Below are 24,925 nucleotides of genomic sequence, written 5' to 3' on the forward strand. Positions count from 1 at the left end.
AAGTAGCTATCATTTTTTAATCGCTATTGGGCCGCACCCCGGCGGCGACGCGCGGCTTGCTTTTCGCCGGCTCTCTGTTGCGCCCGGCATTATTTTCCCTTTGTCGCTGCGCGAATGGCCGGCAGCACAAACAGTGAGGCGATAAAGCTGATGAATACGCCATAAGCGATACTGATCATCTGCATTTTTCCGCTGACCATCATGGGGAACACCAGCTCATGCGCGTGGCCAAACGTGGTGAACGTGATGCCGTTGAACAGCAACATGCTCAACAAGGCGCCAATGGAAGAGCCTGCCAGGCCCAGCAAGAGGGTTTGGCAGAGATAAGACACATCAATAACCCTGCCGAATCCCAGCAACAGCGTTATTGCCAGCTGGTCTTGTTGGTTGGCGATGAGCGATTCACACAGCGCGATGATGCCCGCAGTCACCGACACCCCCGCCAGCAATGAAAATAACAGGCCGAACCACAGCAGCACCTGGCCCAACCCTTCGCTGCTGCCGGCATAGTAGGTTCGGCTGTCGCTAATGGCGACTCGGTCATTGAGCGTCCCCTGGATGGCTTGTTGCAGTTGCTCGACAGAGGTGACATTGCTGGTCAATGCCACCAGGTTGTAATCGAGTCCCGCGCCCCAGCTGGTGCGGATATGTTCCAGATCGGCCATGAACTCGGACTGCCGCGGCGAACCGCCGGTGGTAAATTCACCGACGATTTTCCAATCGCGGTCGTGCAGGCGTATGGTCTCGCCCACGTGGAACGTCGGATAATGCCGCGCCAATGACGCGCCGACGACGAGCTCATTTTGCCCCGGCTGAAATGCTCTGCCGCGGGTGAGGGTGACCAGCGGTTGCCCGTTGTTCGCGTTCATCAGCGTGAATGCCGCCGGCGTTACGCCGCGCACCAGATACTCTTTCTCCACGTTGTCTGGGCGGAGCCGCACCAGGACAACCCACTCCGGCGAAGCCGCAACAAGGCCGGGCAAGCGCGAAAGTTGCGCCGCCTGCGTTCGCGTTATCGTGCTGGTCAGTTCGGAAGAGGAGTCTTTGCTTTGCGCAAAATACAGGCCGGGTTCCGCACTCGACTCCAGCGCGCCGATCAGCCCTGCGCGCAGTGAAAATAACGATGTCACAATGACCGCGAGAAAAATGAAGCTGGATAGAATCGCGGTGAAATAAAGCGGCCGCCGCCACAGGTTGCGTAATCCAATGCCCAGCAATATCCCGAGCTGGTGGATTTTCGAGGATGAACGCGGGTTCATTTTCTCTCCTCCTGCAGGCGAGCGATTTGCAAGAGGGAGGGCAATGCGCAGACCAGGGATAAAATAAAGACCAGCAGGAGGCCGATGGCATAATCCTGGAAATGCGGCTCAACGGCGTTTAATACGGCGGGGAACAGCGTCGGCAACAGCAGAATAAAAATAACCGACAACACTATGCCCACGATGGCACCCGCCAAGGTGATGGCGCCGAGTTGCACGGCAACCGCTTTAATCAACTGTGATTTGCGAAAACCCAGATAATTAAGGGTGCGGTAGTCACTCAAGGCTTTATGCGTCATGACATAGAAGTTGGTGCTGAGCAGCAGCGCCAATAACAGGCACAGCGCCAGATTGACCCAAAAAATCACGCGATGGAAATCGAACAATTTACTCATAAACAATTTTATATGCATGCGTACGGGGGCTGTCTGCGTGGTGCCGCGCAACCGCTCCGCGCCAAACAGGGCATCAATCTGCCGGGAGAGGTTCTCGGCAGACATGCCGGGTTTAGGGGTCGCCATAAAAAAACTCACCAGCCGCTTGCCATTTTGTCTCACGCTGTCGAGGTAGTCATAATGCATCCAGACCGCGGGAGGGGTGTCGGTTTGGGTTTCTTCAACGATGCCAGTAATGTAAAGATCGAGAATGGGGTTAGGCGCGAGCTTCCAAATCGCGGATGAAAGCGGCAGCCGATCGCCCGCTTTTAAGCGATATTGCGCCGCAAAACGGCTGTCGACCAGCACGCCTTGCCGGTCATTCTGCCAACGCTCCAGTAAGCCCGGCGCTATTTTTAAAGAGGGGATCATGGCGAAGTAGTGTTGGTCTTCTACCGCGATAGCGGGCACGAACCATCCGGGGTGGCGATAGTAAGCACCGACCCAAACTCCCCAGCTCAGCCGATCCAACGCCGGCAGTTGACTCATTTTCTGATGATAAAACTGCGGCAGCAGCATCTGGGAACTGAGGGCATTCAGCACCAGTAGTCGGTTGTCTGCGCCGGGCGGATCGCTTGCCTTTAAGCTGAAGGTGCGATCAAAGGTCAGCATGAGCAGCAGCAACATGACGCCGCTGGCGATAAACAGCAAGATCATGATAAATCTTCTCGACTGCTCAGTGGCGGAGCGCCACAACCAGAGGTAAAACACGGCTCTCATGGCATATCCCTACGGATCAGCTTGCCGTCCCTGAGTTGGAATTGGCGCTGTGCCCGCGCGGCGACCTGAATATCATGCGTCACGACGATGATAGCCTTGCCCTGCTCCCGGCTCAGTAGCGTCATAATATCCATAATTTCCTCCCCCGCCTCCTGGCTGAGATCGCCGGTAGGCTCATCGCACAGCAGCAGATCCGGATTAGTGACTATCGCACGCGCAATGGCCACGCGTTGGCGCTCTCCTCCGGAGAGTTCATCCGGCAAGTGGCGGCGCCGGTGTTCCATCTGAACCAGCTCCAGCGCTGCGTCGACGCGTTGCCGGCGCTGTTTGGCGTCCATATGCCAAAGGTGCAGGGGGAGGGCGACATTCTCTTCGGCGCTGAGCACGGGCAACAGGTTATAAAACTGAAAGACGAAGCCAATATGGCGGGCTCGCAGCGAGGTGCGTTCTTCAGGTCGCAGCCGATGCAGCGAATGCCCTTGCAAAAATACCTCGCCCCGATCGCAGACATTAACGCCGGAGATTAGATTGAGCAGCGTCGATTTCCCTGAGCCGGATGGCCCCATGATGCTGACCATCTCGCTGCCGTGCAGGCTAAAATCAAGATCGTGCAATACCGTGATGTGCTCGCGCCCTTTTTTATAGTCTTTGCCGGCCTGTTGCAGTTGTACGACCGGATCGCTCGGCGCGGTTGCCGTTTTATTCATAAAAATCTACCTGAATTGACATATTATGTTTCAGCCAGGGCTGTTGCTGAGCGAGCTTGATAATGACTAAAACCGCCGCGCGTTGCTCATCCACCACCGAAGAGATAAGGCTGACGGTGCCTGAGATCTGTCGATCGGGGAGGCCATCCGGCTTGATTGTCACTCGTTGTTGGGGCGCGACTTTCGCCAGCTGGCTTTCGGGCAGCCAAACTTCGGCATCAAAATCATCCAAACCGACAATGGTGGCGATCCCCGTGCGGGTGAAACCGCCGCCGGCGGAAATGGGCGAGACCGTTTCCCCCGGGGAGGCGTCTAACGACACCACCTGGCCGTCGAAGGGCGCGCGGATAATCGTACGCAACAGGTCGATTTCACTGGCTTTTATCTGCCAGCCCACTTGTTGTAATTCTGCCTGATATTGGCGGCGCTGCGCCTCGAACGAATCCAACTCCGCTTTGGCGCTGTCGACATCATCCTGGCTCACATAGTTGAGCGGCAACAAACGGTTCAATCGCTGCAGCTGATTGCGCGCGCGCGGCAGGCGGGACTCTGTCTGCGCGAGTTTGCCCGCCGCGATTTGCTGGCTGGCCTGGAGCGACGCAAGCTGCGCTCTTAGCGAGCGCCCGTCGAGTGATGCCAATCGCTCGCCTTTTTTTACCTTGTCCCCGCGTTGCACATAAATCTCTTGCACCGTTCCCGTAATCTCTGCCGAAACGGTGGAGAGGCGCGAGGCCTTGATGAATCCTGCGGCCGTGACTGCAGATGCGGCCGCCGCAGGGGGCGCTGGCTCGACAGGTGCTGCGGTGTTGGCCTGAGGCTCGGCGGCGCTGGCGCGCTCGGCCGCTGCTGGCTGGGTAAACCATGCCCTGCCGGCAACGAGACCTAAGGCTAACGCCAGCGCAATCGCTCCGACGAGCGCCGCTTTGCGCCATGGCCGCCCGCGCGGCGGAGTATGAGGCGAGTTCAGCAGGTGCAACGCCTGCTGGCGGGCGGCGTTGCGCGGTGCCTCTGAAGATGGGGAACGCATAGGTGCTTAACGATCCCCTACTGTCAGACGCAAGATCACACCAATGAAGAGCAGAGCGGCTCCCGAAGCGTAAAGTGGGAACCAGCGCGCCCACCAGTTGGTGGAGAACAATGACGCACCGTTGGCGTTGCTCGCCGTGTAGCTACTGTAGATATTGAGGGCCAGGGCGACAGCGAACATGACGAGGCCGATAATAAGCAGCAAGCCTGATACTTTATGCATGGGATTTCTCCTTCAGAGGGGACATAAGAGAGGCGTCGAGGTAATCGCCAGGGATGACCATCTCAGTGTGAATTTCAGTGAGATAGGTTTCATTCTTCACTTCCATCCAACTGTTTTCCGGTGACGGGAGAGCCTCTCGGAAGACTAACCAGTCAACTTTTCGCGCCAGTAGCAGCAATTGGTCAAGGCAATGTGAATTGCCCAGCCTGCACCACATCGGCTTGCGAATCTTGTCGTTGTTAAATGACTGCCAGCTAAGATGATCGTTGAATTGCCCGTTCACATAGCTGTCTGTCGGAATGCCGTTCTTCAGTAACAATGCCAACAGGCGCGCCGGATGCTCCGCCGCCTGATGCCCGGACAGCTCATGGAAAATGCGGGAAGAGCGGACCCACCAGGTTTCACGGATCAGGACACAGTCTTCCTCCTCCATGCGCGGGGCATGGCGGAAGTCATGATCCAGCTCATTGGCCATCAATCGCTTGTAGGCGGGGCGGCCAATCTGCACCGGTTCGGCCAGTACGGTAAGCAGGTATTTGGTTCCCCAGGCCACCATCGGCGTCGCCGCGCCGAGGTAACATAATTGGAACGCTTGTCCCTGGTTGTCCGTTAGCTTCAGCAGGCCGCTCTGCGTATCATGATGCAGTTGGAGCCGGTCGAGCGTCAGGTCGCCGGCAACCTGGGGCGGCTCATCCAGGCACAGATGATGAGCCGCCAGGCGGGCCTGAGCCTGGAGATTGCTGGACTCGCCGCTGACGCTGAAGGTTAATGGCAGCGCCGGCGCGGCGAACTGGCGCAGCCAGTTTTGCAACTGATGGCGCCTGTCGTCGGCCTGGCTGTCGTTGGTCAATGTGGTGCGTGCCAACTGCCAGCCGATACGCGAATACGCATTGTTGATGACCACTTTGCCCCGGGGATGCGCTAGCTGCCCCACATGACGGGCATCCAATTGCAGGAAGAGCGTTACCGGCAGCTTCAGGGTGGCGGGGTTGATATTGTGCTGCCGCCAGCGGGCCGTTGTGGCGGCGGACTGCGAGATACGTTGTTGGGTGAATTGAATAAATCCCTGCCAGCTCTGCTGCAAAAACAATGAGACATCGGTGCAGTGGCCACCTGCGCCGTATTTGTCGATAAAGTTCTGCAGCAGCCAGAGGTACTCCTGCGACAACGTGGCGCGTTTGGCCACCGCTTTCGCTACGCGGGCAAGTACATTGGGAATGAAAGCGTCAGGCAATGTCATCCTGATCCCTTCCCGCCAGGCGTCTTCATATAAAATATTGCGAATTTCGGGCATCTGATGGCGGGTCAGCCGCTCCCAGCTCTGTTGAATCGTCTGTTGAGCCTGCTCAAGCAGCGCAACGCGCTCCGAGTTTTCTGCCGCACCAAAGCGTTCGGGCAGTTCGGGCAGGTTGCGCAGAGCGTCGCTGGAGAGCTCTGCCGGCATCAGCGCCAAAACATCGGCCAGAGGGGCAGGATGATGCGTTCCCCACTGTAATGTCGGGCGCAAGACGTCCTTGCGCACCAGCTTTCTCAGCAGTCTTTCCGCTTCGGGCGGGGCCATCCCGGCCAGTTCGAAATGCGCTCGCCACTCGCTCCAGCTTTGCTGGTGGCTGGCGCTCAGAACGGCGTCGATTTCCGCTGCCTCCAGGCCCAGGACAAATTGCTGCTCTTCGTTCCATAACAAACCGTGGCGTTTCTCATAGCGATAGAAATGGCCGCGCATCTGGCTGGCGGAAATGCGTTGCAAGGAGGGGTTACGGCACAGCGGCAGATCATGTTTCGCCAACCAGAGCTGCGTATACAGCGCGTCGCGCAAGGCTAATGCGATGGAGCGGTTGAGGTGTACGGTCGAGGTCACCTTGCCTTCACCGGTTTGCAGAGTGGCTTCGCCGGCCGAGCTTTCAAACGGGACCAGGCTAAAAGAGGAAAAGGTGCTGAATGGGCTGACTTTGCCCGCCGCTCGAATCATGTAGGCAAACAAGGAGCGCTCTACGCGCCGGCGCCGTTTGGCCGGCCAACTCTGCCAATTTTGTTCCAGATCGCAAAGCAACTGCGGGGAGGCAAGGCAGAGCGCCCGGCGCAGAGCCGGTTCGTTGGCGGCTTTGAGCAACAAGGCCTGCGTCTGTTCGTTGACACGCTGCCAGCGCTGGTTAAAGGTTGCCGCCAACTGCCGGCGTTCATTCGCTATCGCCAACCATTCGGTCAGTTGCTCCAGAGCGGCTGAGTCGTAATGCGCCAACCAGGCGCGCACTTCGGCAGACAGGTTGAAATAGCGATCGTTGAAGATATGGCGGCGACAGCGAATCATATCCTGGCGAACGCTGTCCGCCGAGGGTAATGCGATATTCGCATGCAGCCTGGCGATAAGCGCCTGCCCGAGTTGCCGCCAGGCCGGCTCCTGCAAGTGGTGTTGCCGGATAATCGCGGATAAATCATCCGGAAGTTGGCTGACATAGTGCGCCGGCAGGCCTGCGGTGCGCAGCATGATAAAAGGGGCGACGAGCAACAAAGGCTGCGCGGGTAACGTCATGATAATACTCCAGATGCCAACCAGTTATTCACCTTCTGCCAACTCACGAAGCTTAACCAACCCATCGCCGCCGCCATGCAGAGGCTGTAAAGCAGGCAATAACTGCGGAATAGGCGGCGGCCTCGGGCAGACCACTCGCGGGTTTTCTTATTGGCGCCGGGTTGGGCAAAAGCGCGAAATGCCCGCGTGGCATCCGAAAGCCGAAAAGGGGTGAGATTGAAAAGCAGGCCGAACAATATCAACAGCAGTAACGGCCGTATCGCGGTGGCGGCGGCGCTTTCACTCAGCGCCCCGAGCGCTCCCAGACACAAGAGATCCATCAATGGCCCTGCCATCGCCACCCAGGCCTTCATGCCGCGCAGTGGGAATAGCGCGATGGCGCTGGTGTTGACAAACACGGAGGGCAGCCACCAGCCGCGAAATTGCAGACCTGCCCCCAGAACCGGGCAGCCGTAAAGACGGCAAACGACAGCATGCGCCATTTCATGCAAAAACAGCCATAACGGTATGCCGACAAGCATCACCATCAGCTGGACGCTGGCCCATTCGCCCTGCAGCAGCCAGGCGTTTAGCCCTGGCAAACACGCGATGAAACGCCACAAGGCAGCGGCAATCGCGAGGCTCAGCAGGCCGTAACCTAACCCGCGCGGGACAACCCGCAGCACAGTGGCGATTTTATGTGCGGCGCGATCGGGGTTAGGCAGCTGATATCGCCCGGCCACTTTCGCCGCCGCAGGCGGCTTTTGCGCGCCATCAACGATCATATTCGCCTGTTTCAACCGCAGCAGAAACGCGGACAGCGCCTGTTGGCACTGTTCGGGCGTTGCGTTCGGGTGGTGTTCTGCCAGCTCCGCCAGGAGGGCCGCCATGGAGCTGCCCCCTTGCAACTGTTGGGCAAGCCGGGCAGAAAACCCACTCAGCTTTAACGGCGCATTACTGTTTTCTTGCAGCAACAGCGCCACATTCGCCTGCGGAGAGATCAGTTTCACATCCTCGTTTAAACGCAACAGGGGGGATGCAGGCGGCATGTTAAACACCCTCTGCCGGCGGAGGGGACGCCAGCACTAGACAGAACAGCGGCGCCTCGCGATAGCCGTCGGCGCCCGCGTGGCGAATGAGTCCTTCTTCGATCACGCCTCCCGCCAGCGTTCCGGTCAAGCCGCAGTCCAACGCCGCCAACCAGCACTGCATCGCGCTTGCCGCGGCGTTTTGCAGCTGCATGCGGTATCCCGCCGCGCCATGGTCATGCAGGGTCTTTTCAAGATCGGCAACCCACATCAGCAACGCGCCGGCTTTATGGAACGCTAATTGATTGATGCAATCAGCCAAATGTGCGCGGCCAAACCCGCTATCCCGTTTCCGCCAGTAACGGCGATCTGCCTGACTGCACTGATAAATGCCCGCGGCAAGTTCGCCGCTGGCTTCCGGCAGCAATATCCAGGGTTCCATTGGCAACGCCGGCATCCCGCGCAGGCGGCTTTGTTCAAGGCCGGCATGCGCGACGGCGATCAGGGTATTCAGCCAGGTTTCCGGGAACGGGCTATCGGCATAGTCATACGTCGCCCTGCGGCGCTCCAGCAACGCGGAGAGCGGCTCATCGCGGTGCACAGTCGCCAGTGATGAAAGAGCAGCGGGCGTGGGCGACGCTGGCGCGGCGGCCGGCCGTGGGCGGTGGCTAACGGCGACCAGGCTGCTCGCCGTTTCATAAAGTGGAGCAGGGCACGGCTCACCCTGTGACGGGGGCGCTTGCACATGCAAGACCTGGCAGAGGATATGGGGGTTATCCTGTTGCGTGAAGAAGAGCAATGACGCCAACCATTGCAGGTCGACGCCATGATCTTCTCTCAGCGTCCAGCCCGCCGCGCGCGCGGAAAGCGCGCAATATTGATTAACCACTCCAGCGTCAAGGTTAACGATGTTATAGCTGAAGTCGTTATATTTGCCGCGCACGCGGTTCAGGTTGCCGCTGATAATGAGTGAAATCGGCTCTTCGGGATGCTGGAGCAAGTGTTCCAATTGCTGGCAGTCAATGCCGTCAATCCTGACGAGCTGGTGCTTTTCACCGAGATAGAACCAGGCCCCGCAAGGTATCTCCGGCAGCGGCCGGCGGACGACCACAAACATATCGCACGAGAGCAGTTGCCCACCGCTGGGCGCGATGCGGCGTAATGTGCCGTCTTCACCTTTTTGATAACCCGTGGCGTGGCGCAGCAACCAGCCCAGATTGGCCAGTGTCAACGGTTGTGACGGCATTGCCGACATTCGCCAGGGCGGCGGACAGCGCTCCGCCAATGCGCTGTCGGGCAGGTTGATATGCTGCTGCCCATGCAGCCTGACCGGCCTTGAGGCGTGGCGGTTGAGGTTATCCAGCGTGAAGTGCATCTGATGCGAACGCGGTGGCAACAAGCCCTGCGGCGGCAAGCGTGTGCCGATATGGTGCTGCCAGGCAGTAAATGCCTCTTCCCCCGGCGGCAGATAGGCGGCATGGCCTAAACCGCTTAGCGCGGTACCGGGAATGCGGGCGACCTTATAGGCTAAGGTGTACTCCCCCTCGCCCCGATGGCTATGGGAAACGACCTTGTTGAGGTAGCTTTCAGAGGACAGCCCGAGCAGAATTTGCCCCAGCTCATGGGCGGCATAGACGGCGCGGAACGCCACCTCTTGCCGATCGTTGGCGGGCGATGGCTGCTCACATTGCGTGCGTGCGCATTGATAACTGGCGCTGATGTTCGGGAGGGTATAAGGGCCCACCAGCGTGCGATCCGCGCCAATAATGCAGCTCAGATAACGCACGCCGGCCTGGTGCAACCCATCGGCGCATGCCTGGCGGAAAACGTCGGACTCGCTGCCGTCAAAAATGATCAGTGCATCATCCCAGGGGAGGGCGCTGGACGTTGTGCGCTCGGTCAGAACGTCAATGCTGGCGGCCATAGGCGCCAACGCGTGTTGCAGCAGCGATGACACATCTTCCGGGCAAACCAGGGCGAGCCTGCGGCGGCGGGCGGACTGCAGCGCCGCAGTGCGGTTGGCGTGCAGGCGGGTATTGTCGACAAAGCGGCCGCAATAGCTTGCCAAATGGCTTGGGGCGCCGTCATCCAGGCCTTCACCTTCTTCAAGGAAGCCATAGCGAAACAGTAAGGACAGCATGCCCAGGGCATTCTCGCGGCTCATGGTCGCGTCGTCGGTCAGCACGCTTTCCAGCACGTTGACGCCATCGAGGCGCTCGAGGAAGACCGCCAGCGTGTTTATCCCCTGAACGCAGGTCAGGATGCGCGGCTGATAGGCGCCATACACGGCTACGCGGGTATCGCTTTCAGGAATGAAAATCAGTTCCGGAATTAATTTGGGGCGCTTGGGCAGCAAAGCGTAAAGATCGTTATGGTGGCTAAACTGTGCGCCCGACAAGACGGTCGACATATGAGTGGCTTTCATTAGCGTAAGGCTCCTTCCAGGTGTTCGGCCAACAAGGCCGTGCCCTGAGCCTGCGAAATATGCCGGTTTTCACGGCAGCTGCAGCCGTGTAACGCCACCACGGAACTGCTCGCGGTGCGATTGCTGCCAAAGCTCACGGCGGTCAGTTTGCCGAATTGGTCTTCGGGGAGCTGCGCATACTGCTTTAACCGTAATCCAGCCATCAGCACCAGCGCCGGCGTATATCCGCGCAATGCGTTCTGCGGCTGCTGTTCATGATATCGCTGCAGGTTCAAATCCATCATTGCCGTACGCGGCGTTTCGGCGAGGCTGAGCAGGCGCTTCGCCGCACAGGCATAACAGGCGGTTCGGCCTGGGATGACTAGGGGGCCGCAAAACAGCATATGGTCGTTCAACACGGTGCAAGCGTGAGGGATCCCGGCGCGAAACAGCTGCGTGGTGAGCTGTTCAAGCTTAAGCGGCGCGCCGCCGGATAGCGCGATCCCGACGAACGAAGCCTTGCTGTCGGCCCAGGAATAGTTCAGTGCGGTTGCCAATGTCAGTTGAGAGATCCCTTCCTGGCAGTGCATATAATCGGCCACGTCATTGCCGAACTCGGTGTCACTGACGATAATCATTACCACTCTCCTTCAGGCAAAAGGTTGCGGCCACGGATTTATCGTGGCGGCTTTGCCTAATTGTTCACTCAACCGTTGCTGCTGTTCCCGTAGGCGCGGATGCCCGAGATAGCGGGCGCGATAGCATGCCGTCATGGGCAAAAGGGCGGGGATGACAGCGCGCACCACATGTAAACCGGCATCGCGCAGTTCATCCGTCGTCATGTCCGCTATCACGACGTCCATCTTGAGTTGACGAAAACGCGCCACCAATTTTTTCAGCTGTGCTGCCGGCGTTTGCGGTTGCCCCGCCTGCAGGCGGCTAATCGGCATCTGCCGCTCGCTGGCGGTGAGAAAATCGAATGCGGAGCGCTGTTCGGCTCGCCCCATGAAGATGGCGCCATGTTCGAGAGCGATAAAATCGCGTATATCGTCCGGCACCGGCAGTTGATGTTCGAGTACCGAACGCCCCATGGCGCTTTCTCGGATAATTTTGCCGCAGCTGCCCCAGGGATCGAACCCCGTAGAGCAGTTGACGAACTGGGCCGAGGTCGGATGCCCGTCGCGCAGCTGCAATCCGTAGATTGTCGGGCAGCCGATGTCGGTAGTGGCATCGAAGAACAGCTGTTCCAGCCCACTGGCCGCCAGGCGTGAAAACTTGTCTTGTAATCTATCCGGTACCGGTTCATCGAAGCGGATGCGCGCTAAAGGCATTTGCAATAGCCAGGTAAGGGCAATCGCATCGCGTTCGATGACTTCATTGATCGCGGTTACCGTGGCGGTGGTGAGGTCGGTGTGCGCCGCGACGCCTGTCGATATCGGCAACCAGAAACGCTCGCTTTCCCAGGGCCGCACATACAGATGCGACATGATCAACGGGATCTTGCGCGGGCGGGAGTCCGTCAACGAGTAACCTTCCACCCAGCGCAACGGCTGGGCGTCATCAATGGGTTTGACCGGGCAGAGCGGATCGGCGAGCTCCTCCTCGCTGCAACGGGGCAGGCTGTCGGCCGCCAAACCGTCAGCCCCGAGTTCGCGGAAGCTGGCGACCGAAACATCGCGAGGATGGTAGACGCAGGTGGCGTATCGCTCTGCCGCTTCGGCGACAGCGCGGACGATCGCCATATCGACGTGTTCATCGGCGCCGCAGCCGGCAAGCGCGATTTTTTGCAGGTCGTTGCCTTTATTGTCAATGATATGGGGATATGGCATTGACAGATTGCCCAGGCTGGCCAGAACCGACGAAAAGCGGGGGATATGCATCTCCTGCGGTTCCAACGGGTAGACGCTGCCGACAACGCCCGTCAGCGGCGAGAGCAGCGACATGAACGGATATTTCTGGCGCATGGACGCGGAAACGGCAAAGTTATGATGATGCATGAATAACTCCGCTTTCCAGGCTTTTACTTAGCAACACGGCCAGCCAGGCTTCATCCAGCGTGCTTAAGCCAAGGCGATTGTTCATTAGGTGCATGAATTGGAATGCCAGATTTTTCGCGAGGCCGTCACTGTATCGTTCGCAATGGCGTTCATAGTTACGCCGGGTCTGGTCTAGCGCAGACTGCCAGCGATCCACCAGTTCGGCGCTTTGCGCGTCTTGCCGTATCTGCGGCGACAGAAGAACCGAGTTTTCATCAATCAGTTCCCATGCGCGATCGGTAAAGCTGTTTTTGATCATTCCGATATCCGCAGAGCCCGCCAGCCAGAAAGTCGAGAAGCTTTCAAGGAAGGCGGAACGCCGGGCAACAGGAATGAACGTTTCCAACATGGCCAGCATCAGAGGCAACGCAAACTCTTTGCGCGTCATGCCGCCGCCTGCCTCGGCCTGCAATATGGCACGGGCAATGTCACTGGATTGGTGAAACAGCGCTTCGGCGATGCCAATGCCCGTTTCGCCCCCGTAGACGTCCGTTTCCGGCTCATATTCCGCGCGTTCGCAATGGACCGGGAGTTCATGCGTGGGAAACGGCGTGTTGCCGCGGAAGCTGACCAATGGCGTCCACAGGTTGGCCGGGCGCAACGGCAGGCTATTCAGCGCATCATGCAGCGCAGCGTAAATGGCGGTTTCCAGGCGCTGGCTGTCCTTTTCCTGCAGCAGAAAACGAACGCGTAAATGTAATCCTTTTTCATCGATATAACGTAAGAAGAACCAAGGAGAATCAGGAGCGTACGCCAGTGCTTGGGTCAATCCCTGGGTGATCAGAAAGTCCATTCCATCATGATGGCTACCGATATACAGCTTGTAAAAATGCCAAGATGCCGATCTGTTTTTCATCTTTGCGTACCTGTTTTTTTTAAGATTGTTTTGGCTGGAAAAGGAACCACTTAACGCCGACAAACAGCGTGATCACACCCCATATCGCCATGCCGATACAGTTAATGAAGAAGGGGAATACGCCTTCGCTGCCATTCATGGCGTATCGCAGTGCATCGGCGACAAAACCGACCGGCGTCGTCAAAATTAACCATTTGAGTGGCGGGAATGCACTCAGATCGAGGAACAATTGCCCGAAACACATGCACCAAAAGTTGAGTAAGGTCAGGGCGATTGTCGCGACGGTATTCGTGCGGAATAAGCCGGCCAGCGCATACCCAAAGCTCACCAGCAACAGTGCGCCGGCGACGAGCAGCACGATAAACAGCAGGGGATGCTCAAGGGTAAAGCCAAAGACCAGACTGCTAATGAGCATTAACAGGGCGATCTGAACCAGTGATATCACCAGGCGGACGCTGACCTGTGATGCGAGCAGAATCCAGCGCGGCAACGGAATGACGCCGTAATAGCGGTAAGTGCCTTTTTCTCGCGCGGCGATCAGCGGCGTCGCCGTGCCAAATAAGGCGACTTGCAACAGGGCCAGCGTCAGCAAGGACGGGAAGATAAAACTAAAATAGTTGAAACGCTCAGTTTTCAGCGTAATGAAGCGTATCGGCTGCTGGGCGTCGGCCGGTTGCTGATTGAGTGCGGCGGAAACCAGTTGAGCGACGGAGCTCATGGATTCCGTCGTGGTGATCGCAGGGCGTTGTTGTACTGCATCCCAACTCACCGCCGCGTTCACTTCATTCGCGCGCACCAGCGCTTCCGGATCGCTTCGAAGCTGGCGCTGGACGGCCAGGCCAGGATAATTGTTCAATTTAAGCCAGAGAGCCTCTGTTTCCGGCGTGTCTCCGACAACGCTCACCTGCATGGAGAACGGTTGATGATTGCCATTAATAATTTTTGCCGTTATGCCAAAGGTAAAGATGAAAAATAACGGCAATACAAGAGAAAATAAGGTTGATAGCGGATCGCGTAAATATTCTTTGGTGTTGGCGCCGAAGAAGCGCCGATAAATCTGCCAGCTATGGCTCATGTTAATCCCTTAATGCTTCGCCTGTCAGATGAATGAACACATCCTCGAGGGTGTTTTTGCTTACCTGCATTTGTTCGGGTTCACAACCCAATCGTTGTGATAACGCAATCACTTGCGGTAACACCTGTGCCAATTCTTGGGTGGGAATATGTAGGCGGCGGAAGGTTTGATCATGTTCATCGCTTTCCTGCGTCGCCTCAGGGAAGAGCGCGAGGAACTCGTCAACCGACGTCAACGGCACTGAGAATCGGATATGATGCCCAGGACAATAACGCTCAATAAGCTGTTGTGGGCTGGCATTCTCCAGCAACCGGCCGTGGTTGATGATCATCACCCGGTCGCATAAATTCTCCGCCTCATCCATTTGGTGAGTGGCGATCAATACGCCCGTGCCAGATTGACGAGAATTCGCAATAATGTGCCGCCAAATATAGCGTCGGCTTTGCGGGTCAAGATCGCTGGTGGGTTCATCCAGCAAAAGAAGCTTGGGTTTGCCGGCCAATGCCAGCGCCAACACCAAACGTCTTTTTTGCCCCCCTGAAAGCCGCGAGAAACGCATTTTACGCTGCGCTTTTAGCGCCACAATGTCCAATAACTGCTTAACCGACAACGCATCCGTATAAAGTACCTGATAGAGCGAAATGATCTCTTCAACGCGCAGCAGCGAAGGCAAACTAAAGGATTGCGGAACGACGCCTAACTGTTGCTTGATGACGTGATTAAGCCCTTGTCGAACGTCTTCGCCAAATAAACGCACCAAGCCGGCTTCAAAGGGCTGTCCTCCGTACAAGGTTTCCATGAGCGTCGTTTTGCCGGCACCGTTAGGTCCGACCAATCCAATGATTTCTCCCGGCTTGATTTGCAGCGAGATGTCATGAAGAACTTGCGTGTCACCATAAAACTTATTCAGTGACTCGACCTCTAATAGCGGCCGTTTGCGATCCCAGGATATATCCAGGGTTGGCTTATGACTGCTGTCGAAATCTAAAGTGGCGTCAGTGTACGTGCTCATTGTTTAAAGCCAGTGAGTAGAGTTTCAGATAACTAACTGGCACAGTATCTTGTACCGGTTGTGGGTAATGATTTAGCTGCCGCTACTGGTAACGCTGCCCATTGTGCCGATGCAGCTCGCCGTTGCAATGCAGCCGCAGCCCGCTGTAGAGGCGGTGCTGACGCTGCTGCCGGTTGAGGCGCAATCGCTGGCAAAGTGCAGCGTTTCAGGCAGTTCTTCGACTAATAAATCAATGCCGTCAGAGGGCATGGAAGGCGAGTCGAGAACAATATCGAAACGGTGGGATTGACGAGTCAGAGAGGTATGATTAAGCATAAATATCCTTATTAATCAGTTTATTGATGAGTTAGCTATAACATGATTCGAGCTGCTGCATATCGTTGAAATATATTCAAACGAATTCATCTCAATGGGATATTCCCCATTAAATATTTGTCTGAAAAATAAAAATCAATTTTAATATCGCGCTAATTATATAAAAATAAGCAGCGGCGATACTGAATTCTTTCATATTGAATTATTTGCATTTGAAGGCGTCATATATGACTGGCGCTTGCGAATATGAAAGGAATCCTATGTACGTAATGTTAAGTTATCGTGTTAGACACACTCTTACATACTTGTAATAGAACGGCAACACATCATTACAATTGACAAGGGTGTTTTCTGTTATTGCAACGAAGCTCACAATAATCATGGGGTTGACGTTAATTTATTTAATTTAAAACTATGTATAAGGGATAAATATATTCTTTTTTGAAAAATTTCACCCAATATTGTTTAGGGTAGAAAGTATTATAATGGTTTTATTTTTTGACAAGGATTATTGCGCGCGGAACCACAGTTGGCTTGGCGTCCGTGATGCGTTCCGTTCCGGGCGGGGCATTGATGCGACATACTGGGACGCGCTCACGACGGGGTTGGCCCTAAAGCGGGCAGTTTGGCCACGGCGCAGCGAGCCTTTTGGAACCATCGCGGCGGGCAGCGAAAAAAAACGGCGCCGCGTGGGCGCCGTTTAGGCAAGGTTCAGGCTGCGCGCATCAGTCGGCGGCGTGGCCCTGCGCCGGTAGGCGTTCGCCGTCCAGCCAGGCGGCGCCGTCGCGCATCGCCAGGCGGCCGTCAACGAACCAGCTCACCACCAGTGGATAGATCGTGTGTTCCTGGGTTTGCACCCGTTCAACCACGTCATCCTCCTCGTCGTCAGCGAAAATCGGCACCTTGGCTTGTAAAATCACCGGGCCGCCGTCGAGCTGTTCGGTCACGAAGTGCACCGAGGTGCCGTGTTCGCTGTCGCCGTTGTCGATGGCCTGACGGTGAGTATGCAGCCCCGGGTATTTCGGCAGCAGGGAAGGGTGAATGTTCAGCATGCGGCCGGCATAGCGCTGCACGAACTGCGGGCTGAGGATGCGCATGTAGCCGGCCAGCACCACCAGATCGGGCTGGTACTGGTCGATGGCGTCCGCCAATGCGGCGTCGAACGCCGTGCGATCGGCGTAGGCCTTGGCATCCAGCGCCTGGGCGGCGATGCCCGCCGCTTCGGCGCGTTGCAGGCCATATGCCTGCGCCTTGTTGCTGAACACCGCCACGATTTCGGCGGCGATGCGGCCCTGCTGGCAGGCGTCAATCAGCGCCTGGAGATTGCTCCCCTGGCCGGAGACCAACACCACGATCTTTTTCATCAGTTGATGACCACTTGTTGTTCGTCGGAAGAGGCGGTCAGTTTACCGATTTTCCACGCTTTTTCACCTGCCGCGGTCAGCAGCGCGATGGCCGCTTCCACTTCGGCTTCCGGCAGGGCGATGACCATGCCTACGCCGCAGTTGAAGGTGCGATACATTTCATGACGGCTGACGTTACCGGCCTGCTGCAGCCAGGTGAACACCGCCGGCCACTGCCAGCTGGCTTCGTCGATCACCGCTTGCATGCCTTCCGGCAGCACGCGTGGAATGTTTTCCCAGAAGCCGCCGCCGGTGAGGTGAGCGATGGCGTGTACGTCAGCCTTCTCGATCAGCTCCAGCACGGACTTCACGTAAATCTTGGTCGGTGCCAGCAGGTGGTCGGCCAGCGGTTTGCCTTCCAGCTGAGTGGCGGTCGGATCGGTGTTGCTCACTTCCAGGATTTTGCGCACCAGCGAGTAGCCGTTGGAGTGCGGGCCGGAAGCGCCCAGGGCGATCAGCGCATCGCCGGACTGCACTTTGCTGCCGTCGATGATCTCGGATTTTTCGACCACGCCGACGCAGAAACCGGCCACGTCGTAGTCTTCGCCGTGGTACATGCCCGGCATTTCAGCGGTTTCGCCGCCCACCAGCGCACAGCCGGACTGTTTGCAGCCCTCGGCGATGCCGGTGATCACGCTGGCCGCGGTGTCCACATCCAGCTTGCCGGTCGCGTAGTAGTCGAGGAAGAACAGCGGCTCGGCGCCCTGAACCACCAGATCGTTGACGCACATCGCCACCAGATCGATGCCGATGGTGTCGTGGCGTTTCAGATCCATCGCCAGACGCAGCTTGGTGCCCACGCCGTCGGTACCGGAAACCAGCACCGGCTCGCGGTATTTCTGCGGCAACGCACACAGGGCGCCAAACCCGCCCAGACCGCCCATCACTTCCGGGCGACGGGTCTGTTTAACTACACCTTTGATGCGATCTACCAATGCGTTGCCTGCATCGATATCGACACCTGCGTCTTTATAGCTGAGAGAGGTTTTGTCGGTCACTGCGCGATTCCCCACGACGATTTGCGGTTTGAAAACTGTGCTTCCGATGTTGATTCCGGAATAAGGCGCGGCAATTCTAACAGCGCAGGCAAACGTTTGCGAGCGGCTTGTGAACCGGCTCCGCTTTTTCGTCATCTATACTGATATTCAAACTTTTGTTGATCCCGATCGGGCTATTGTGGGTGGCGCGGCGAAAAAAAGGAGGTATAATCCCGCGATTTTTTTGGCCGCAACCACCTTAATAGGAGAAAAATGATGAAGATCGTTGAGGTGAAACACCCGCTGGTAAAACACAAGCTTGGCCTGATGCGCGAAAATGACATCAGCACCAAACGCTTCCGTGAGCTGGCCTCAGAAGTGGGTAGTTTACTGACCTATGAAGCGACCGCCGATCTGGAGACGGAAAAAGTCACCATCGAAGGCTGGTGCGGGCCAGTTGAAGTGGATCAGATCAAAGGGAAAAAGATTACCGTAGTGCCAATCCTGCGCGCAGGCCTGGGCATGATGGAAGGTGTGCTGGAGCACGTGCCGAGCGCGCGCATCAGTGTAGTGGGCGTATACCGCGACGAAGAAACCCTGGAGCCGGTGCCGTACTTCCAGAAGCTGGTTTCCAACATCGAAGAGCGCATGGCGCTGGTCGTCGACCCGATGCTGGCCACCGGCGGTTCGATGATCGCCACTATCGATCTGCTGAAGAAAGCCGGCTGCCACAGCATCAAGGTACTGGTCCTGGTGGCGGCGCCGGAAGGCATCGCCGCGCTGGAGAAAGCGCATCCGGACGTTGAGCTGTACACTGCCTCCATCGATCAGTGTCTGAACGACAAGGGCTACATCGTGCCTGGCCTGGGCGATGCGGGCGACAAGATATTTGGTACTAAGTAAACATTTGAGCCGACTTAACGAGTCGGCTTTTTTTTGACTAAAACCTATAAAACCAATAAACCGAGGAAAAGCACACATGACCCGTCGCGCCATCGGCGTCAGCGAGCGCCCGCCGCTGCTCCAGACCATTCCGCTCAGCTTCCAGCACCTGTTCGCCATGTTTGGCGCCACCGTGCTGGTGCCTATCCTGTTCAAGATCAACCCGGCGACCGTGCTGTTGTTCAACGGCATCGGCACGCTGCTGTATCTGTTCATCTGTAAAGGCAAGATCCCGGCCTACCTCGGTTCCAGCTTCGCGTTTATCTCGCCGGTGCTGCTGCTGTTGCCGCTCGGTTACGAAGTGGCGTTGGGCGGTTTCATCATGTGCGGCGTGCTGTTCTGCCTGGTGGCGCTGATCGTGAAAAAGGCCGGCACCGGCTGGCTGGACGTCATGTTCCCGCCGGCGGCGATGGGGGCGATCGTCGCCGTCATCGGCCTGGAGTTGGCGGGCGTGGCGGCCAATATGGCGGGGCTGCTGCCGGCGGAAGGCGCCAGCGCCGACTCGACCACCATCACCATTTCGCTGGTGACGCTGGCGGTCACGGTGCTCGGTTCAGTACTGTTCCGCGGCTTCCTGGCGATTATCCCGATCCTGATCGGCGTGCTGGTGGGCTATGCGCTGTCGTTCTTCATGGGCGTGGTGGATTTGACCCCGATCCGCGAGGCGCACTGGTTCGCGCTGCCGACCTTCTACACCCCGCGCTTTGAGTGGTTCGCCATCTTCACCATTCTGCCGGCGGCGCTGGTGGTGATCGCCGAGCACGTCGGCCACCTGGTGGTGACCGCCAACATCGTGAAAAAAGACCTGATCCGCGATCCTGGCCTGCACCGCTCGATGTTCGCCAACGGCATCTCGACGGTATTCTCCGGCTTCTTCGGCTCCACGCCGAACACCACCTACGGCGAGAACATCGGCGTGATGGCCATCACCAAGGTCTACAGCACCTGGGTGATCGGCGGCGCGGCGGTGCTGGCGATCCTGTTGTCCTGCATCGGTAAGCTGGCGGCGGCGATCCAGGCGGTGCCGGTGCCGGTGATGGGCGGCGTTTCGCTGCTGCTGTACGGTGTGATCGGTGCTTCGGGCATTCGCGTGCTGATCGAATCCAAAGTGGATTACAACAAAGCGCAGAACCTGATTTTGACCTCGGTGATCCTGATCATCGGCGTGAGCGGCGCCAAGGTGCACATCGGTGCGGCGGAGCTGAAAGGCATGGCGCTGGCGACCATCGTGGGGATCGGCCTGAGCCTGCTGTTCAAGGTCATCAGCCTGTTCCGCAAGGAAGAAGAGGTGCTTGACGCGCCGGACGAATCGGCGGAGCAGAAGTAACGAAAAGGGCAGCCCAGGGGCTGCCCTTTTGACTGATGGCATTCGCCTTAGCTGCGAATTTTGCGGTACACGAACAGCACCACGATGGCGCCGATAACCGCCACCACGAAGCTGCCGAAGTTGAAGCCGTCAACCTTGCCGTAGCCGAAGAAGGTGCTGATATAGCCGCCGACCACGGCGCCGATGATCCCCAGCACGACGGTCAGAATAAAGCCGCCGCCGTCTTTGCCGGGCATGATCCACTTAGCCAAAATACCGGCGATCAGGCCGAAGATAATCCAGGAAATAATCCCCATTTACTGCTCCTTTCTTTGGTGGCTGAGAATAGCTTACTGCTGGGTGGCCGGCTGAGTATTGCCGTTCACCGCCGCATCGGTCTCTTGTTTCAACTCTTGCGCTTTGTTTTCGGCGCTGTTCTTGATGGCTTCGGTCTTCGCCTTGGCCTGCTCGGTCAGATCGTTGGCGCCGTTGATGGCGTCGTTTTTGATGGCCTTGGCCTGATCCACCAACTGCTGGCTCTGTTTGCCTGCGTCGTCTTTGATCGCGGCGGCTTTGGCCTTGGCGTCGTTGGTGATGGCGTCCGCCTGCTTGGCGGCGTCTTCTTTAATCGCCGAAGCTTTGTCTTTCAGCTGATCCGCCTGAGTGGCGGCCTCTTTTTTGATTTCATCCGCCGTCGCTTTCGCTTTGTCCGTCAGATCGTCCGCTTTTTTCTGGGCGGCGTCTTTCATCTGCTCGGCGCTGTCTTTGGCTTTATCCAGGTTGGCGTCAACCTTGGAGGAGTCATCACAGCCGGCAACCAACAACCCGATAAAGGAGGCCAACAGCACTTTATTCCATACTTTCATCGTCTATATCCTTGCAGAAACCTTGTTGATGGTGATTGCATTTAGCCTACCTATACTAGGTCAGATTTTACTTAAATTACAAATTTAACCTGCGCAGGCATGGAGTTAGGGAATTATATCGGATAATTCTTGCCTCGGCGGGTGCCGCCGCCGATCAAGCAGCGCTTAGGCATTGTTCACTATTGCGGCATAAGATCCTGCCGGTTCAACAGCGCCCGTTTTCTGTGTTAAACTGCCCACGTTTTTCTGCCAGTTTTGGTTGAGGTGCTTCTCTGAATACGCCGGCACAGCTTTCACTGCCACTTTATCTTCCCGATGATGAAACTTTCGCCAGTTTTTATCCGGGCGAGAACCCATCCCTATTAGCCGCGATCCAATCCGCCGTCCGTCAGGAACATGGCAGCTATATCTATTTCTGGTCGCGTGAAGGCGGCGGGCGCAGCCATCTGCTGCATGCGGCCTGCGCCGAGCTTTCGCAGAAAGGCGAAGCGGTGGGCTATGTGCCGCTCGACAAGCGCGCCTACTTCGTGCCTGAAGTGTTGGACGGCATGGAGCAGCTGGCGCTGGTCTGCATCGATAATATCGAATGCATCGCCGGCGACGAAGAGTGGGAGATGGCGATCTTCAACCTTTACAACCGCATCCTGGAAACCGGCCGCACCCGTTTGTTCATCACCGGGGATCGCCCGCCGCGTCAGCTGAACCTGCGTTTGCCGGATCTGGCTTCGCGTCTGGACTGGGGGCAGATCTACAAGCTGCAGCCGCTGTCGGACGAAGAGAAGCTGCTGGCGCTGCAGCTGCGCGGCAAACTGCGCGGCTTCGAGCTGCCGGAAGACGTGGGCCGCTTCCTGCTGAAACGACTGGATCGCGAGATGCGCACGCTGTTTATGACTCTCGATCAGCTCGATCGCGCCTCGATCACCGCCCAACGCAAGCTCACCATCCCGTTCGTTAAAGAGATCCTGGGGCTGTAGCCGCTACCGTAAAAGAAAGGGCGCAATAGTCCGCGCCCGAATTCGAATTTACAAAATCTCCAGCACCTGCTCCGGCGGCCGGCCGATGCGCGCCTTGCTGCCTTTCACCACGATCGGGCGTTCGATCAGTTTCGGGTTCGCCGTCATTGCCGCCAGCAGCTGCTCTTCGCTCAGGCTTTCGTCCGCCAGCTTCAATTCCTTGTACAGATCTTCTTTTTTGCGCATCAGCTCGCGCGCGGATGTGAAGCCCAGTTCCTTCAACAGCTTTTTCAGCTCATCGACCGTAGGGGGCGTTTCGAGGTACAGCACCACCTTGGGATCGACGCCGTGCTGTTCCAGCAGCGCCAGGGTTTCACGGCTCTTGGAGCAGCGCGGGTTGTGGTAAATCGTGACGTTTTTCATGGCGTTCATTCCTTGTTGAATCAGCTGCGCTGGTATTGGCGGAAGCGCTGTTGCAGTTGGCGCAGCTGGTCGATGCGCGCATCGTAGCGCGCCTGTTTCAGGCTGCCGAGTTTCTGCAGCGAGCTGGCATTGCTGAGCAGGCCGATAGCCTGATCGAGCCGGCCGTTCAGCGCCAGGCTTTCGGCGCGGGCCGACAGCTCTTCATCGCGCAGCCCCTGAGCGGCGCTGGCCTGCGCCAGCAGATCCCAGCCGTTCGGATCGTCCGGATGGGCAAAGGTGTAGCGGTTCAGGATCTTCGACGCCTGCGCCGGCTGGTTGCCTTCGACATAGGCGTTGGCCAGGTTGAGCTGCAGCACCGGGTTGTTGTTCTGGGCGGCGTTGGCCGCCTGCAGGCGGGCGATGGCCTGCGGCGCGCGTTTCTGGCCGAGATCGATATCGGTCATCAGGTCAATCAGCCAGACGTTTTTCGCATCCTGCGCCAGCATCGGTTGAATGATGTTGCGCGCGTCGTCGTATTTTTTCGCTTCATAGAACAGGATGGCGCGGCCGTATTTGGCGGCCGCCTGTTCGCGCACGTTCCCCTTGCTGAGCGAGCCGAGCAGCTCTTCGTTCAGGCCATAGCCTTCCGAGCTGTACATGCCCAGTGCGCGCACCTTGGCCATCAGGTAATCCTGCGAAGACTGCACGATGTGTTTCTGCATCTGGTTGGCGCGGTTGCGCGCGTCGGAGAGACGGCTGTCCGGCAGCGGGTGCGTCAGCAGCATTTCCGGCGGCTTGGAGGCGTAACGCGACTGATCCGAGAGTTTCTGCAGGAAGTCGGGCATCGCTTCCGGATCGAAACCGGCGCGCTGCAGCACCTGAATGCCGATGCGATCGGCTTCCTGTTCGTTCGATTGGGTAAAGCTGATCATGCCCTGCTGGGTGCCGGCCATGGTGCCGCTCAGTGCCGCCATGCCCATGGTCGGGTTGGCCATCGCCAGCAGGATGGAACCAAGCGCGCCCACCCAGGTCAACGGGGCATTGCGTTGCTGATCTTCCATTGCGCGCGCCAGGTGGCGCTGGGTGACGTGCGAGATTTCGTGCGCCAGCACCGAGGCCAGCTGGCTTTCGTTGTCGCTGACGCGGAACAGGGCGGAATGCAGCACCACGTTGCCGCCGAAGAAGGCGAAGGCGTTGATTTCGTCGTTGCGCACCAGATAGAAATGGAACGGCGTGCGCACCGAATAGGCGCTGGCCACCAGCCGGTTGCCCAGTTGGTTGATGTATTGACTCAGCAGCGGATCGTTGATCAGCGGGGCGCTGGCGCGCAGTTGGCGCACGTAGAAGTCGCCCATTGCCAGCTCTTGTCCGATGCTCAGGGTGCCGCCAGCGGAGGTGCCCATATCCGGCAACTGGTCCTGGCTTTCCGCCTGTGCTGGCGCCAGGGCGGTGGCGTTCAACGTGCCGAGCAACAGCACCGCTAACGCGGTTTTGGTCAACCGGTTGGTCATAGTCAGGCGTTTCCCTTAAATAATCATTTCTAAGACGTCAGCAGCAGACAAGAGTTCTTTATTCCCACGGCGCGATCCGCGTGAAAGTGCGGCGGATCACAAACCGCCGCGACGGCAATCATCACATCATAGTCAGCGGCAGGCGACAAGGAAACGTTAGCCGGGGGCGAATAGGGCAAAAAAGTTTTATTTTTCATTTCGAAGGGCGTTTTCTCCATCGGGAGCGAGACGGAACTTCAATAAAACGCGGATAAAATTAGTCTGTGTTTTATTGACAAGATAAACGCAGACTCATATAGTCTGCGTTATTGAAGGTTTACTGACGGTCAAAAACGGACATATGGCGTACATCACAACCAGCGTTGAATATGGTATCCACTGCCTGCTGTGGCTGGTCGGCGATAACCAGCGCGCGCTCAGCAGCCGCGAACTCGCCGAACTGCAAGGGATCTCCCCCAGCTTTCTGGCCAAGATTTTCCCCAAGCTGGAAAAGGCGGGCATCGTCGCCGCCAGTGAAGGGGTGCGAGGCGGTTACCGGCTGGCCCGTCCGGCGAAAGAGATCAGCTTTCTGGAGATTATCGACGCCATCGAGGGGCACAAGCCGCTGTTCGATTGCCAGGAGGTGCGCGGGCGCTGTGCGGTGTTCGATGATTCCCCGCCGGAATGGGCGGTCTCCGGCAAATGCGCTATCCATGCGGTGATGCTGCAGGCGGAGAAGGCGATGCGCGATGCGCTGGCGGCGCAGACCCTCGGCGACGTCGCTGCCCGTTTTGGCCGCAAGGCGCCACAGGGCTTCTTCGGCGAGGTCAACATCTGGCTCGACGAGCGCATGACGGAACGCACCGCGCGCAGCGGCAAAACGGCTCGCGCCAAGACCTAAACTCCGCCTTTCCTTAAAACAAAACACATTTTTTCCCGCCTCTTCGGAAGGGGCGGGCGGTCCTTCTGCACCCTGCGACGG

General features: G+C 57.7%; 24 protein-coding genes. 4 read left to right on the forward strand and 20 right to left on the reverse strand.

The features are described from left to right. Positions 1 to 89: 89 nt before the first annotated feature. From ACSBQV_RS18815 to purM, 16 genes are all read right to left on the reverse strand, one after another. Positions 90 to 1,259, reverse strand: a complete 1,170-nt coding sequence (locus ACSBQV_RS18815) for an ABC transporter permease (RefSeq protein ID WP_099782432.1) — start codon at positions 1,257 to 1,259, stop codon at positions 90 to 92. Further along, on the reverse strand, positions 1,256 to 2,350 hold the full coding sequence (locus tag ACSBQV_RS18820) for an ABC transporter permease (protein ID WP_099782433.1): 1,095 nt from the start codon (positions 2,348 to 2,350) through the stop codon (positions 1,256 to 1,258). The genes ACSBQV_RS18815 and ACSBQV_RS18820 overlap by 4 nt, the downstream gene beginning before the upstream one ends. A 59-nt stretch (positions 2,351 to 2,409) precedes the next feature. Next, entirely contained in the window at positions 2,410 to 3,120 is a 711-nt protein-coding gene (locus tag ACSBQV_RS18825; protein ID WP_069101083.1) for an ABC transporter ATP-binding protein, read from the reverse strand. Further along, positions 3,113 to 4,147 (reverse strand): efflux RND transporter periplasmic adaptor subunit, encoded by a 1,035-nt coding sequence (locus ACSBQV_RS18830; protein ID WP_072055784.1) that lies wholly within the window; start codon positions 4,145 to 4,147, stop codon positions 3,113 to 3,115. Before ACSBQV_RS18830 ends, ACSBQV_RS18825 begins: the two co-directional genes overlap by 8 nt. A gap of 6 nt (positions 4,148 to 4,153) precedes the next feature. After that, positions 4,154 to 4,369: a hypothetical protein gene (locus tag ACSBQV_RS18835; RefSeq protein WP_033644030.1), complete on the reverse strand. Its 216-nt coding sequence runs from the start codon at positions 4,367 to 4,369 to the stop codon at positions 4,154 to 4,156. Further along, on the reverse strand, positions 4,362 to 6,899 hold the full coding sequence (locus ACSBQV_RS18840) for a lantibiotic dehydratase (protein ID WP_434991477.1): 2,538 nt from the start codon (positions 6,897 to 6,899) through the stop codon (positions 4,362 to 4,364). Before ACSBQV_RS18840 ends, ACSBQV_RS18835 begins: the two co-directional genes overlap by 8 nt. Then, on the reverse strand, positions 6,896 to 7,927 hold the full coding sequence (locus ACSBQV_RS18845; RefSeq protein WP_099782435.1) for a PqqD family peptide modification chaperone: 1,032 nt from the start codon (positions 7,925 to 7,927) through the stop codon (positions 6,896 to 6,898). The genes ACSBQV_RS18840 and ACSBQV_RS18845 overlap by 4 nt, the downstream gene beginning before the upstream one ends. Before the next feature lies 1 nt (position 7,928). Further along, positions 7,929 to 10,331: a nitroreductase family protein gene (locus ACSBQV_RS18850; RefSeq protein WP_099782436.1), complete on the reverse strand. Its 2,403-nt coding sequence runs from the start codon at positions 10,329 to 10,331 to the stop codon at positions 7,929 to 7,931. Further along, on the reverse strand, positions 10,331 to 10,948 hold the full coding sequence (locus tag ACSBQV_RS18855; RefSeq protein WP_099782437.1) for a hypothetical protein: 618 nt from the start codon (positions 10,946 to 10,948) through the stop codon (positions 10,331 to 10,333). The genes ACSBQV_RS18850 and ACSBQV_RS18855 overlap by 1 nt, the downstream gene beginning before the upstream one ends. A gap of 12 nt (positions 10,949 to 10,960) precedes the next feature. Beyond that, positions 10,961 to 12,307: a YcaO-like family protein gene (locus ACSBQV_RS18860; RefSeq protein ID WP_050594440.1), complete on the reverse strand. Its 1,347-nt coding sequence runs from the start codon at positions 12,305 to 12,307 to the stop codon at positions 10,961 to 10,963. After that, complete coding sequence (locus ACSBQV_RS18865) at positions 12,294 to 13,202, reverse strand: thiopeptide-type bacteriocin biosynthesis protein (RefSeq protein WP_099782438.1); 909 nt, start codon at positions 13,200 to 13,202, stop codon at positions 12,294 to 12,296. Before ACSBQV_RS18865 ends, ACSBQV_RS18860 begins: the two co-directional genes overlap by 14 nt. Before the next feature lie 19 nt (positions 13,203 to 13,221). After that, entirely contained in the window at positions 13,222 to 14,277 is a 1,056-nt protein-coding gene (locus tag ACSBQV_RS18870; RefSeq protein ID WP_099782439.1) for an ABC transporter permease, read from the reverse strand. A gap of 1 nt (position 14,278) precedes the next feature. Beyond that, a complete protein-coding gene (locus ACSBQV_RS18875) occupies positions 14,279 to 15,289 on the reverse strand; it encodes an ABC transporter ATP-binding protein (RefSeq protein WP_050594439.1) in 1,011 nt (336 codons plus the stop codon). Between the two features lie 72 nt (positions 15,290 to 15,361). Then, the gene (locus tag ACSBQV_RS18880; protein WP_127897176.1) at positions 15,362 to 15,604 is read right to left on the reverse strand and encodes a hypothetical protein; all 243 of its coding nucleotides are present in this window, start codon (positions 15,602 to 15,604) and stop codon (positions 15,362 to 15,364) included. Positions 15,605 to 16,329: 725 nt separating this feature from the next. After that, the gene (gene purN / locus ACSBQV_RS18885; RefSeq protein WP_033644022.1) at positions 16,330 to 16,968 is read right to left on the reverse strand and encodes a phosphoribosylglycinamide formyltransferase; all 639 of its coding nucleotides are present in this window, start codon (positions 16,966 to 16,968) and stop codon (positions 16,330 to 16,332) included. Next, on the reverse strand, positions 16,968 to 18,005 hold the full coding sequence (gene purM / locus ACSBQV_RS18890) for a phosphoribosylformylglycinamidine cyclo-ligase (RefSeq protein WP_025303843.1): 1,038 nt from the start codon (positions 18,003 to 18,005) through the stop codon (positions 16,968 to 16,970). The genes purN and purM overlap by 1 nt, the downstream gene beginning before the upstream one ends. Positions 18,006 to 18,260: 255 nt before the next feature. Here purM and upp point away from each other — a divergent pair, with 255 nt between their 5' ends. After that, positions 18,261 to 18,887 (forward strand): uracil phosphoribosyltransferase, encoded by a 627-nt coding sequence (upp, locus tag ACSBQV_RS18895; RefSeq protein ID WP_004941642.1) that lies wholly within the window; start codon positions 18,261 to 18,263, stop codon positions 18,885 to 18,887. A 76-nt stretch (positions 18,888 to 18,963) separates the two neighbouring features. Next, on the forward strand, positions 18,964 to 20,253 hold the full coding sequence (gene uraA / locus ACSBQV_RS18900; protein ID WP_033651534.1) for a uracil permease: 1,290 nt from the start codon (positions 18,964 to 18,966) through the stop codon (positions 20,251 to 20,253). 47 nt (positions 20,254 to 20,300) lie between these two features. Here uraA and ACSBQV_RS18905 read toward each other — a convergent pair whose 3' ends face one another. Beyond that, a complete protein-coding gene (locus tag ACSBQV_RS18905; protein WP_016926728.1) occupies positions 20,301 to 20,549 on the reverse strand; it encodes a GlsB/YeaQ/YmgE family stress response membrane protein in 249 nt (82 codons plus the stop codon). A 33-nt stretch (positions 20,550 to 20,582) separates the two neighbouring features. Continuing rightward, positions 20,583 to 21,098: a hypothetical protein gene (locus ACSBQV_RS18910; protein ID WP_016926729.1), complete on the reverse strand. Its 516-nt coding sequence runs from the start codon at positions 21,096 to 21,098 to the stop codon at positions 20,583 to 20,585. 272 nt (positions 21,099 to 21,370) lie between these two features. Between ACSBQV_RS18910 and hda the strand changes: the two genes are divergently transcribed. Then, positions 21,371 to 22,072 carry a DnaA inactivator Hda gene (gene hda / locus ACSBQV_RS18915; protein ID WP_025159568.1) on the forward strand — a complete coding sequence of 234 codons (702 nt, stop codon included), beginning with the start codon at positions 21,371 to 21,373 and terminating at the stop codon, positions 22,070 to 22,072. 48 nt (positions 22,073 to 22,120) lie between these two features. Here hda and arsC read toward each other — a convergent pair whose 3' ends face one another. Both arsC and ACSBQV_RS18925 read right to left on the reverse strand, forming a co-directional pair. Continuing rightward, a complete protein-coding gene (gene arsC / locus ACSBQV_RS18920; protein WP_033644018.1) occupies positions 22,121 to 22,474 on the reverse strand; it encodes an arsenate reductase (glutaredoxin) in 354 nt (117 codons plus the stop codon). 20 nt (positions 22,475 to 22,494) lie between these two features. Further along, positions 22,495 to 23,964, reverse strand: coding sequence for a beta-barrel assembly-enhancing protease (locus ACSBQV_RS18925; RefSeq protein WP_033651532.1), 1,470 nt, complete (start codon positions 23,962 to 23,964; stop codon positions 22,495 to 22,497). Between the two features lie 340 nt (positions 23,965 to 24,304). Between ACSBQV_RS18925 and ACSBQV_RS18930 the strand changes: the two genes are divergently transcribed. Next, positions 24,305 to 24,844 carry an RrF2 family transcriptional regulator gene (locus tag ACSBQV_RS18930; RefSeq protein ID WP_033644016.1) on the forward strand — a complete coding sequence of 180 codons (540 nt, stop codon included), beginning with the start codon at positions 24,305 to 24,307 and terminating at the stop codon, positions 24,842 to 24,844. The last annotated feature ends 81 nt before the right edge of the window (positions 24,845 to 24,925 follow it).

Source organism: Serratia sp. B501 (genome assembly GCF_051172315.1).
GTDB lineage: Bacteria > Pseudomonadota > Gammaproteobacteria > Enterobacterales > Enterobacteriaceae > Serratia > Serratia ureilytica.

Bases quoted from the DNA above. Each gene is read 5' to 3' on its own strand.
- ACSBQV_RS18870 (WP_099782439.1), bottom strand. From the start codon at position 14,277: ATGAGCCATAGCTGGCAGATTTATCGGCGCTTCTTCGGCGCCAACACC.
- ACSBQV_RS18845 (WP_099782435.1), bottom strand. From the start codon at position 7,927: ATGCCGCCTGCATCCCCCCTGTTGCGTTTAAACGAGGATGTGAAACTG.
- upp (WP_004941642.1), top strand. From the start codon at position 18,261: ATGAAGATCGTTGAGGTGAAACACCCGCTGGTAAAACACAAGCTTGGC.
- uraA (WP_033651534.1), top strand. From the start codon at position 18,964: ATGACCCGTCGCGCCATCGGCGTCAGCGAGCGCCCGCCGCTGCTCCAG.
- ACSBQV_RS18855 (WP_099782437.1), bottom strand. From the start codon at position 10,948: ATGATTATCGTCAGTGACACCGAGTTCGGCAATGACGTGGCCGATTAT.
- ACSBQV_RS18880 (WP_127897176.1), bottom strand. From the start codon at position 15,604: ATGCTTAATCATACCTCTCTGACTCGTCAATCCCACCGTTTCGATATT.
- ACSBQV_RS18905 (WP_016926728.1), bottom strand. From the start codon at position 20,549: ATGGGGATTATTTCCTGGATTATCTTCGGCCTGATCGCCGGTATTTTG.
- ACSBQV_RS18860 (WP_050594440.1), bottom strand. From the start codon at position 12,307: ATGCATCATCATAACTTTGCCGTTTCCGCGTCCATGCGCCAGAAATAT.
- ACSBQV_RS18930 (WP_033644016.1), top strand. From the start codon at position 24,305: ATGGCGTACATCACAACCAGCGTTGAATATGGTATCCACTGCCTGCTG.
- ACSBQV_RS18830 (WP_072055784.1), bottom strand. From the start codon at position 4,147: ATGCGTTCCCCATCTTCAGAGGCACCGCGCAACGCCGCCCGCCAGCAG.
- ACSBQV_RS18910 (WP_016926729.1), bottom strand. From the start codon at position 21,098: ATGAAAGTATGGAATAAAGTGCTGTTGGCCTCCTTTATCGGGTTGTTG.
- ACSBQV_RS18820 (WP_099782433.1), bottom strand. From the start codon at position 2,350: ATGATCTTGCTGTTTATCGCCAGCGGCGTCATGTTGCTGCTGCTCATG.
- purN (WP_033644022.1), bottom strand. From the start codon at position 16,968: ATGAAAAAGATCGTGGTGTTGGTCTCCGGCCAGGGGAGCAATCTCCAG.
- ACSBQV_RS18825 (WP_069101083.1), bottom strand. From the start codon at position 3,120: ATGAATAAAACGGCAACCGCGCCGAGCGATCCGGTCGTACAACTGCAA.
- ACSBQV_RS18840 (WP_434991477.1), bottom strand. From the start codon at position 6,899: ATGACGTTACCCGCGCAGCCTTTGTTGCTCGTCGCCCCTTTTATCATG.
- ACSBQV_RS18850 (WP_099782436.1), bottom strand. From the start codon at position 10,331: ATGAAAGCCACTCATATGTCGACCGTCTTGTCGGGCGCACAGTTTAGC.
- ACSBQV_RS18815 (WP_099782432.1), bottom strand. From the start codon at position 1,259: ATGAACCCGCGTTCATCCTCGAAAATCCACCAGCTCGGGATATTGCTG.
- ACSBQV_RS18925 (WP_033651532.1), bottom strand. From the start codon at position 23,964: ATGACCAACCGGTTGACCAAAACCGCGTTAGCGGTGCTGTTGCTCGGC.
- arsC (WP_033644018.1), bottom strand. From the start codon at position 22,474: ATGAAAAACGTCACGATTTACCACAACCCGCGCTGCTCCAAGAGCCGT.
- ACSBQV_RS18865 (WP_099782438.1), bottom strand. From the start codon at position 13,202: ATGAAAAACAGATCGGCATCTTGGCATTTTTACAAGCTGTATATCGGT.
- ACSBQV_RS18875 (WP_050594439.1), bottom strand. From the start codon at position 15,289: ATGAGCACGTACACTGACGCCACTTTAGATTTCGACAGCAGTCATAAG.
- ACSBQV_RS18835 (WP_033644030.1), bottom strand. From the start codon at position 4,369: ATGCATAAAGTATCAGGCTTGCTGCTTATTATCGGCCTCGTCATGTTC.